The organism is Mycobacterium sp. (genome assembly GCF_002863225.1).
Classification (GTDB): Bacteria; Actinomycetota; Actinomycetes; order Mycobacteriales; family Mycobacteriaceae; genus Mycobacterium.
Window position 1 is genome coordinate 87798 of the sequence record NZ_PKEK01000066.1, and the last position, 9055, is coordinate 96852.

Sequence of the window (9055 nt, forward strand, 5' to 3'; positions counted from 1 at the left end):
AATGGCGCTCTTTGCCCTGCAACGAAGCGACAAACACCGCCACGGCAACCTAGGCCGTCACGCTCGTTCGCCGCACCTGGATCCGTCCATGATCAGGAAGATCGGAGCTCCTGGCCGCCGCCATGTCCCGCGCTTCACCTACGCCAACGAAAGCCGAGCCGAAAGATGTTGACCTTGAAAGGTGCGCTAATCGCAACCACCCGATGGTCCACCACGAGAGCTACCTCAACGAGATGGGTGCCCGTGAACGAGGTCTTCTCCCAGTTTTCCGACGGATCGCTGGACACTGCTCCGTTAGGCCCGCGCGCTTGCGTAAACTTCCCGCGGAGCTGATCCTCGTCACGAGCATGACCGCCGGTATTGGTTATCCGCCACCATATTTCGAAGTCTCCAGGGCCCTGCGTGCGGGCTTTGAAGACCAGATCACGATCACTGCTCAGGGGGCTCCCGTCACTTTCGTACGGGACGCGCTTGGCCCGCCGGGCGCCCTGCGACCAGGCTGTCACCGAGACGGAGTAACGCCGGTCGAGGGCATATTGCCAGCCCCTGTCCTGGGGCGATTCGGCGTGCGATGTATCAGACAGTTCGACGTAATAGCCGTCTTTGTCCGCGCTTGGAAAGTCCGATCCGAATAGCTCCTGCCATAGCTCTGCTTGTTCGATCAGATCAGTGGCATCTGTTGCAGCGGTGGCGATTTCGGCTGCCTCTGAGAGCTTGCGTTTGAAGTCATCGAACGATCGGCTAGTCCAGCGTTCGGCAAGATTTTCGGTGTCGAGTATCGGGTTTCTCACTTCAGGTGGTGAGTCGAGCGGTCCTAGTGCGGCATACATGCTGATGAGCGTCTGGGCTACGCGATCGCCGTCGCTATCCGACGGCGAAAGGTGCTGATGAATCAAGACCTGCAAGACGATCGACTTGATTGCGTGGCGGACGTCCTGGTGCTCGTTACGCCACCTTTTGAGCATCTGGACCGTCCGGCGGAACTCAACTCCCCTTTGTAGGCACCACTCGGTGTACTCGCGCGGAGCTGTGAGCTGCCAGCCAGTCGCTCTGCGCGGGGCATCCAAAGGTGCAAGCACCGACTGACTTTCCCGCACGGGTACGACATCGACGTGAAAGCTTCCGATCTTGTCGTCGGCGTACTGAATGCGCACGCACGGCTGCTTCGGCGTCAATTTGCCCGAGTACCGGCCGTGGCTGTCGAGGGTCGCGTACAGGTCATCGAGAGCCGTGCCGGCGCTATCAGAACTCGAGGCGCAGACGCAGACAACATCGACGTCGTAATCTCCGCCATCGATTGGCTTGATTGCCGTCCCATTCGGATACGAGCCTTGGAGAAACACCGCGCAGTCAGCAAGCCCATAGCGTTCGCAGAGAAAACCTTTCAACGCAGAGGAGGCGCTGTCGACGCGTTCCTTTTGGGTCTGACCGAGTGAGATCTTCTCGAGAAATTCATCGAACTTGTTCTGAATCATTTTGCCTCTCAGCGGTTTCGCTTCCATACGCCGGGCCGCCGCCAGACCGAGAGGTGGCCTCTGACATCTTTGAGAAAGTCGTCTCTGCATGCCTGGGGGATGGCCGGATGGCGGTCCTTCGGATCGGCGTTGCCGATGCGGCCGGGGGTATTCCACGCCTGCTCCAGGTCGTAGCGGGTGGCCGCTTTCGCCGCGGTGATAAGCCGTTGATAACTGCGGCGCATCAACTTCGATTCGCTGCCTATCCAGCCCTCGTAGAAGGCCAGCCGTTCCTGAAGATCGTGAAACCTATCTACAAGCTCGCGAGCATGCTCTCCGGTATTGTCTCGCCGTCTGATCCGATAGACCATCTCGCGCCACTCGAGTGCAGCCCGAAAGGCTTCGCCGTACATCTGCCTGCGGCGATCTCGTTGCGCGAATACTCGCGCGAGGGCTGCGGAGATGAAGGCGACTGAGACTGCACTGACTGCGGCGCTGGCGGCAACGATTAGCTTGACGTCGTTGTCGTCTAGCGTCACATTTTCTCCCTAGGTCGCTCGCAAGGCTTGTGAGCGGGATGGGGATCGCGATGGCGAGGCGGGCTCGCCAAGGCCCCCTTTTGCGGCCCGCACCTTAACCGGTTCAGCGCTGTTGGCAGCATTCACCAGTTCTGCGCCAGCGCGAGGATCGAACTGTCATTGCCGCAGGCTATATGGGCCTACCGACAGCGAGCTCGCAGCGGGCTCATGTGCGCTCAATGCTCGACATCGTCGATCCGTGCGATCTCAGGGGGATTCCGACTCCCGGAGTCGCTACTTGCCGGGTGTAGCGAAGACGAATAGAGCCATGAAGGCGATGTTGATGAAGTAAATCGCTTCAACCAGACCGACGGTTATCAGAAACGGTGTGAACAACCGTGATTGTGCTTCGGGTTGTCGGGCTACGGCGGCGATGAATTGGGATCCGGCCATCCCGTCCCCGATGCCTGCACCAATTGCCCCACCGGCCAAAACGATGGCCCCGGCCAATAGCGCGTCGCCCACGATGGGATCAGTCGGCATGATGAAACCTCCTATGTTGTGTGCTGCAGCGAGTACTCGACAGCGGTCACAGCCTGAGCGGCGCCGTCCTCAGCGGCGATGTCTGCGCTGAGTCGGCGCGCGTTGTCGCGCAGTTGTGGATCGTTGAACGCGGTGCTCATGGCAGCGGCGAGGCGATCAACGGTGAGGCGGCGCTGGTTGATGGTGGCTGCGGCGACACCAAGTGCGGTGAGCCGGGCGGCCCAGAATGGGCCGTCGCCGTAGGCGGGCAAGGCAATGGTTGGGAGACCGGCCCGCAGTCCTGCTGCGGTGGTGCCCGCACCGCAATGATGCGCTACGGCCGCGACACGGGGGAACAGCCAGTCGTGCGGGGTGTCGCCAATCGTCATCACGGTGTCGTCGGCGACGTTCAGGCTGGTCCAGCCGGCCTGAACGAGGACGCGGACTCCGGCCTGCGCCGCGGCCTGCCCGATGAGGTCGGAGAGCTGCTCGGCCCGGGCGGGGGTGGTCATCATGCTGCCGAATCCGACGAACACTGGCGCGGGGCCGGCGGACAGAAAGCGGGTCAATCCCGCTGGCGGGGTCCAGTCGCGGGAATCGGCTGGCCACCAGTATCCGGTGACCTCGAGGCCGGGTCGCCAGTCAGGTGAGCGGGGCACCACCAGCGGTGAGTAACCGTGCAAGATAGGCCAGTTGGCTTCCGTGCGGTGCTTGCGGAGAGCGCGGGCTCTCGCGCGCGGCAGGCCGAGTTCGCGGCGGAAATCGGCCACCACGCGCCCGTAGGCGTGATCGACCAGCCAGGTGCCCGCCCGTGCGGCGGCACGGTTTCCGGCCGCTCCAGCCGACCAGGCACCCAGGATCGTTGGTGGATATTGCGCTGTGGCTGACAAGGGCTGTAGTCGAACGCCTATGGCGGGAATGCCTCGTGATTCAGCCCATGGATGACCGGCCATCTCCGCGAATGGGGACAGCAAGGCGATGTCGGCTGGTTCGTTCTCGACCGCTGTGAGGATGTCGTGGCCCAGTGCCCGCATCCCGTTCGGCGATGCGAATGCCGCCAGGCCTTTCATCGGCTGCACCTCGGCGCCATCAGCGGCGAGCTCCCATTCGGCCGGCAACTCACGAAAACCCAAGCCGCACTTGGTGATCATCTCAGCGAATGGGGTGTACGCAGCGATGCTCACCGTGTGGCCGGCCTGTTGCAAGGCGACACCGACCCCGGTTAGTGGAGCGACGTCGCCTCGACTGCCGACGGCGATGATGACGACCCGGCTCATCGCTGCACCGCCACCGCGTGGGCGAAGATTGCGACCAGATCGTCGGCGTAGACGCGGGCATCGAAGTCCGGTTCACGCAAGATCTTCTCCACGACCGCGTTGACCGCACCCCGCAGCGCCAACGACATCGACCCAACGGGGAACTCTCCGAATTCGTGATCCCGCTGTCCCGCAACCAGTATCGCGGTCGGATCCAACACCGCGAGTTCTTCGCGAAGCTCGTCGGTCATACCCAGCTCGTCGAAGCGCCGACCGTCGGCGGGCTGATAACCCGTCCCCAGTTGCGCCAATGCCGCCAACTGGGTCCGGTGACCGTCGAAGTAAGCAATATTGGCTCGGATGTAGGAGGCCAGCTTCTCCGCCGACGTGTTCTCTGCCTGCAACGCTGGCTTCACCGCGGCGAGCGCTGAGCGGTACATCTCCTCGATGATCGCGTCGACCAGGTTGTCCTTGGTGCCGAAGTGATAGAGAACTGCGCTCATCGCCACGCCCACACGGTCAGCGATCTTGCGTATCGACGTCTGCGCCCAGCCGATGTCTGCGATCACCTCAATCGCGGCAGTCACGATCTGGGCTCGTCGCGCCGCCTGGGTGAAGGTCGCTTTTTCAGGATCAGATCGCATGAACCGATATTAGATCAACTGATCAGTAATCTGAAGGCCCACCCCGAACGGCGCCGTAGAGGGGAGACACACAGGGGCGCCACTCACCCCCGCCAAGACGCGAGAGGCCGGGGACCCAACACATTGATCACTGCAACGCCGCAGCGGCGTCGTCATTCACAAACACAAGTCGTCGAACGAGAGCGCATGACGTCAACATTCACGAACAACTGACGTCGTAATTGGTGCGCAGAGCCATGAGGTCGTGAACTGACGCCCCGGTTGGCTATTCGGTCAGGTTGCGAGTGTCTCGCGAACGGCTCGGATAACGACGTCGGGACATTCGAAGGGTAGCCATCTCGCCGGGAGTGCGGGGTGGGTTAGAGGTTGAAGGGGTCTTCCCCCGGATTGAGGTCGAATGGCGCCGTGGGTGGTATCGGGAGGACCTCGATCGTTTCGGCGGCGCAGAGTTCGTCGATGAGTTCGCTTGAACCGCCGATCAGGGTCGAGCTGGCGTGCGTGGTGGCTACACACCAGGTGTGATCGGCGGGCCAGATGAAATCCGGGGGTTGGGGAATGAAGAAGCTCTCGTGGACCCAGCTTCCGATCCGGGCCGCCGCACTGACGTGGCCCTCGAACAGGTAGTGCGGTGATCCCCGTGGGGTGTTGTGGCCGGGCACGAGGAAAGTGGGCCCGCTCAAGTCCAGGTGCAGCTCGCGAGGCGCTGGTGCGGGCAGTTTGATATCGGGTGGCAGCACTCCGTCTGGAGCGTAGACAGCGGTGAACGTCACGCTGGCCGTGCGGCCGGGTGTGCGGCCTTCCCACAGGGCGAAGTAGCAGTTCTGTGTGGTAGCGGTGTGTCGGGCGAGGACGTCGCACAGCGCTTCAAGCGCTTCAGCGTCGAGATGCGGCCCGCGGGTGATCGCGTATGGATCGCGTTCGAGCGACGGTTTCGCGCTTGAGTTGATTTGATTCCACTGCGCCCAGGGGTGCATCTTGCGTCCGTTGGCCCGGGCCACTTCTGCCCATGTCACCGCGCGCAAATGATCTTGGGGTGGATGAAACATGCGCGCGTAGGCTGCAAATCCCGACCCAAGTAGGTTGGTCACCCAATGCGGACCGCGCAGGTCTATCCGTTCGGTTAGCCAACCCGCTGGCTCAATCCCAGCGGCAGGTCGGGGAGGTCGAAGATCCACACCACCACCCCCCGTCGATTTTGGCCACGGGCTGCAGCATACGAGTCACGACGCGGCTCGGGGTTTTAGCGAGTGAGCAGCGTTGCGAGGGCTTCTGCGCCGTGATCGGCAGCGATGGTGTCGTGTGGGTCGTTGAGCATTCGGGTGATTGCGGGGGACTCGTCGCGGAGCAGTCGGACGGCATCGGTGTCGAGTCCCATCCAGGCAGCGGAAAGAATCGCACTTCGTCAGCATCTAAGACGTGCGCGGGGCGAGAGAGCGCGGGCACGCCACGCCCGGAATCATTGGACAGTCGGCTGCAATCAGTACGGGCTCAGTGTCGGTGCCGTTCTCTCCGGAGTGGCGCCAGTGAGACAACGTTGCGATCATTGCTGTCAGGGGGTGGCGCGCCAACTAGCTTGTTGGCAATTTTCTGGATCACCTTATCGGTGACGTAGAAGCGGGCCGCTTGGCGGCCGATCCGCATGCGCGTAGCGACACCGTTTAGGTGATCTGAGATCAATTGACGGGCAACATCTTCGTGCAGCGTGAAGTCGAAGTCCTCAAGGTAGCTCAACAGCAGCGTCGTTTTCCCGTTGATCCAGGGCGATCTGCGGGCGTTCATCTCCATAACCGTACTGAGATACGGGAGTGTATGAAGCCGTCTTCGTTAGTCCGTCAGTCGATGCCCGCCCCGGCTCGACGAATGTCATGATGTTCGACTGCATCAACAAATTGGGTCAGCCGTCATACGCTGCCCAGCGTGAGGGTTCTCATCAGTCCCCGAGTATTCGACGCCGCGCTCAATGGCCTGCAGAATCATTACGGCGACCACAGCGAGTTCGATCCGCCACGGCTGTTCAATTTCTATGGTCGGCACTAGGTCACCCACGGCTACCTCGACGACATTCAGATCGGTGACTTGCTTTCATTCATGCTTGAGCGTGCAGAGTGGCTCGAGGGCAGCGATGCGCCGGCAGCCAATGACATCCGGAAGGAGTGCGACCGCATCCGTCGACAGCGCGACGCACTTGGGGTGCCCTGGCATGCACCGCGCCATATCGAGGCCTGATCCTCGCGAGCTTTCTGACGCCCCGCGGGGTAGACAGAATCTGCGGCGCTGCGAAGTCTAGACAGGCATATTGGGAGCTGCATTTCGACCCGCACGCCGATACTTATCAAACGCTAATCATATTGTCCAGCAACTCTATTGGGGATATGGAGCAGTTTGCTGGTTATCCTCCATGTTTGATCCGTGCACAATCCCGTTATACGTGAGGTGCCCCCGGGCGATAGCGCGGTGGTGACGTACATGCTCGACCGGTATGGGAAGTACTTAGGCTCTTCGTTGAAGCTCGGGGCATCGGAGCCGGCGTTGCCGCAGATTAGGTCCGCAAGCGCTTCTGAGTTGCGGCGTTTGAAGTTCACATCCGCCATTATCACGAGGCACCGTGAGCTTTGCGCCAGGCAGATGCGGCAGCGCTGCGCTGTGACACACTAACTCGCGGCCATAGGCCGTTCGGCGACCCTAAACTTGGTTGATGAACCTACCCGGTCAGCCGCCGCGTACGCACCCGGAATACCGGTTCCGGCACGCGCCGTACACACCGAGGGTCGCCTCCACGCGCCGCTGGCTCACACTCGCCGGTGTGGCTGTCGTCAGCGCCGCGCTGGCAGCAGTCGTTACTACGCTGATCAGCGCACGGGTATCGCGCACTGAGAACTCGTCGGGGCACCGGACTGCTCCAGCCGTCACCGTCACCGCAACGCCACCCTCTCCGAGACCCCCAGCGCCGCTACCCACAGCGCAGGCAGACCGTCAAACCTGCAACGCCTGGCTAAGCGCCGGCAAGCATGTTGATCTAGCAGGACATGCACTGGCAATCATCCCGACGGGGATGACGATCGCCGATCAACCAGTCCGCGACAGCCCTGAATGGTCCGGCGCCGTGCATACAGCAGCGAGAGAATGGGGCTTGGCCGGCGACACCCTAGAGGCTGGCATCGCGGTCGGGGCAACCCCGATTTTGACGCAATCGGCCCGTGCCGCCGCATCGGCGCTGCAAGCACTTTCGATCGCCGACGAGACGTTGGATGCCGCCGGGGGCAACGCTTTTCACATGTGGCACGAGTCTGCAGACACAGTAAACGTCCTTTGCGACCGGTTGGCGCCACAATGAGTGACCCCTGGCCTCACACTGGCGCACCCGCTGTGTCGCCCGGGTATCCACCGCAGCTCTGGTCGCCGCGCCGCTGGCCGGCCGCACTCGTCATCGCCACCGTCAGCGCAGCAGCGGGAGCCGCCGTCTCGGCTCTGATCACTGCTAATACCGTTGCCCGCCATCAATTTTCGGTTGGCAGCCATCCGACTACGACGACAGTAGCCATCACGGCGCCGCCGTCAACTCAACTGTCGCCCCTGCCGACCGCGCAGGCAGACCGGCAAACCTGCATCGCCTGGTTGGTCGCCGGCGAGAAAATTCATGCCGCTGTGCAAGCGCAAGCGATCATCCCGCAGAACCTGACGGTTGTGGATAAGGCAGTGCAGGGCAACCCCGAATGGGCTGCGGCGGTCCGCAAATCTGCCGACCTTTACGGCCAGGCTGGCGATACTCTCGAGGTTGGCATAACACCTGGAAATACGCTAATTCTCAAACAGGCGGCGACCTCTGGAGCCGGTGCCCTGCACATGCTGTCGACTGCGTACGGATCTTTCGATCCCGCAGGCGGCAACACCTACCACGTAATGCATGAGTCGGCCGACACCATGGACGTTTTGTGCAACCGTCTGGCGCCACGATGAGCATGCGCCGGATTCCCACTGGTGGGCCCGCTCTGCCTCAAACATTTTCGTCACAACCCCAATCGCCGCGCCGCTGGCCAACGCTCGCCGGTGTGGCTGTTGTCAGCGCCCTGATCACAGCAATCGTTACCGCGCTCATCACCTCACGAGTATCGGGCCCGGACAACCCGTCGGGGCACTCGACCGCTCCGGCGGTCACCGTCACCGCAACCCCACCAACGCCTATGTCACCGCCGCCGCTGCCCACCGCCCAAGCAGACCGACAGACCTGCAACGCCTGGCACGCGGCCGGCGATAAGATCCGCGCTGCGACAAAGGCTCAGTCGGTAGTTCCGAAGGGCATGACTGTTGTAGATCAAGCAGTTCGGGATAACCCCGAGTGGACCGCCGCGGTGCATCGGGCCGCCGACTTCTACAACCAGGCAGCAGATGAATTGGCGGCGGGTGTCGCGCCTGGGACCACTCCCGTTCTCGACCAGTCGGCCGCCTCGGTGGTCGCAGCGCTCCGCACCTTATCGACGGCGTTTGAATCGTCCGACGCGGCCAACGGCAACGCCTACGACGTGGTGCACGACGCCTCAGACGCGATGGACGTCCTGTGTGACCGGTTGGCGCCACGATGAGCAACCCGTGGATTCCCACTGGTGGACCCCTTGTGCCACCCGGATATTCGCCGCCTTCCCGATCGCAGCGGCGCTGGCCGA

At 62.4% G+C, this 9055-nt stretch carries 11 protein-coding genes; 3 read left to right on the forward strand and 8 right to left on the reverse strand.

The window, feature by feature from the left end:
• Positions 1–134: 134 nt before the first annotated feature.
• The 8 genes from CYU59_RS21115 to CYU59_RS21150 form a co-directional block, all read right to left on the reverse strand.
• Entirely contained in the window at positions 135–1475 is a 1341-nt protein-coding gene (locus tag CYU59_RS21115; RefSeq protein ID WP_293002335.1) for a nucleotidyltransferase, read from the reverse strand.
• An 8-nt stretch (positions 1476–1483) separates the two neighbouring features.
• The gene (locus tag CYU59_RS21120; protein WP_293002337.1) at positions 1484–1993 is read right to left on the reverse strand and encodes a hypothetical protein; all 510 of its coding nucleotides are present in this window, start codon (positions 1991–1993) and stop codon (positions 1484–1486) included.
• Between the two features lie 273 nt (positions 1994–2266).
• A complete protein-coding gene (locus tag CYU59_RS21125; RefSeq protein WP_293002339.1) occupies positions 2267–2515 on the reverse strand; it encodes a F0F1 ATP synthase subunit C in 249 nt (82 codons plus the stop codon).
• Positions 2516–2526: 11 nt separating this feature from the next.
• Positions 2527–3771 carry a glycosyltransferase gene (locus CYU59_RS21130; RefSeq protein ID WP_293002341.1) on the reverse strand — a complete coding sequence of 415 codons (1245 nt, stop codon included), beginning with the start codon at positions 3769–3771 and terminating at the stop codon, positions 2527–2529.
• Positions 3768–4394, reverse strand: coding sequence for a helix-turn-helix domain-containing protein (locus CYU59_RS21135; protein ID WP_293002343.1), 627 nt, complete (start codon positions 4392–4394; stop codon positions 3768–3770). The genes CYU59_RS21130 and CYU59_RS21135 overlap by 4 nt, the downstream gene beginning before the upstream one ends.
• A 359-nt stretch (positions 4395–4753) precedes the next feature.
• Positions 4754–5407 (reverse strand): hypothetical protein, encoded by a 654-nt coding sequence (locus tag CYU59_RS21140; RefSeq protein ID WP_293002345.1) that lies wholly within the window; start codon positions 5405–5407, stop codon positions 4754–4756.
• A 227-nt stretch (positions 5408–5634) separates the two neighbouring features.
• Entirely contained in the window at positions 5635–5769 is a 135-nt protein-coding gene (locus tag CYU59_RS21145; RefSeq protein WP_293002347.1) for a hypothetical protein, read from the reverse strand.
• A gap of 113 nt (positions 5770–5882) precedes the next feature.
• Positions 5883–6173 carry a hypothetical protein gene (locus CYU59_RS21150; protein WP_293002349.1) on the reverse strand — a complete coding sequence of 97 codons (291 nt, stop codon included), beginning with the start codon at positions 6171–6173 and terminating at the stop codon, positions 5883–5885.
• A 1273-nt stretch (positions 6174–7446) separates the two neighbouring features.
• Here CYU59_RS21150 and CYU59_RS21155 point away from each other — a divergent pair.
• The 3 genes from CYU59_RS21155 (at position 7447) to CYU59_RS21165 (ending at position 8974) form a co-directional block, all read left to right on the forward strand.
• A complete protein-coding gene (locus CYU59_RS21155) occupies positions 7447–7728 on the forward strand; it encodes a hypothetical protein (RefSeq protein WP_293002351.1) in 282 nt (93 codons plus the stop codon).
• A 32-nt stretch (positions 7729–7760) separates the two neighbouring features.
• Positions 7761–8351 carry a hypothetical protein gene (locus CYU59_RS21160; protein ID WP_293002353.1) on the forward strand — a complete coding sequence of 197 codons (591 nt, stop codon included), beginning with the start codon at positions 7761–7763 and terminating at the stop codon, positions 8349–8351.
• A 341-nt stretch (positions 8352–8692) separates the two neighbouring features.
• Complete coding sequence (locus tag CYU59_RS21165) at positions 8693–8974, forward strand: hypothetical protein (RefSeq protein ID WP_293002355.1); 282 nt, start codon at positions 8693–8695, stop codon at positions 8972–8974.
• Positions 8975–9055: the final 81 nt, after the last annotated feature.

Coding starts and splice junctions, on each gene's coding strand:
- CYU59_RS21115 (WP_293002335.1), bottom strand. CDS start 1,475: ATGATTCAGAACAAGTTCGATGAATTTCTCGAGAAGATCTCACTCGGT.
- CYU59_RS21125 (WP_293002339.1), bottom strand. CDS start 2,515: ATGCCGACTGATCCCATCGTGGGCGACGCGCTATTGGCCGGGGCCATC.
- CYU59_RS21130 (WP_293002341.1), bottom strand. CDS start 3,771: ATGAGCCGGGTCGTCATCATCGCCGTCGGCAGTCGAGGCGACGTCGCT.
- CYU59_RS21135 (WP_293002343.1), bottom strand. CDS start 4,394: ATGCGATCTGATCCTGAAAAAGCGACCTTCACCCAGGCGGCGCGACGA.
- CYU59_RS21145 (WP_293002347.1), bottom strand. CDS start 5,769: ATGGGACTCGACACCGATGCCGTCCGACTGCTCCGCGACGAGTCCCCC.
- CYU59_RS21150 (WP_293002349.1), bottom strand. CDS start 6,173: ATGAACGCCCGCAGATCGCCCTGGATCAACGGGAAAACGACGCTGCTG.
- CYU59_RS21155 (WP_293002351.1), top strand. CDS start 7,447: ATGACGATCGCCGATCAACCAGTCCGCGACAGCCCTGAATGGTCCGGC.
- CYU59_RS21165 (WP_293002355.1), top strand. CDS start 8,693: ATGACTGTTGTAGATCAAGCAGTTCGGGATAACCCCGAGTGGACCGCC.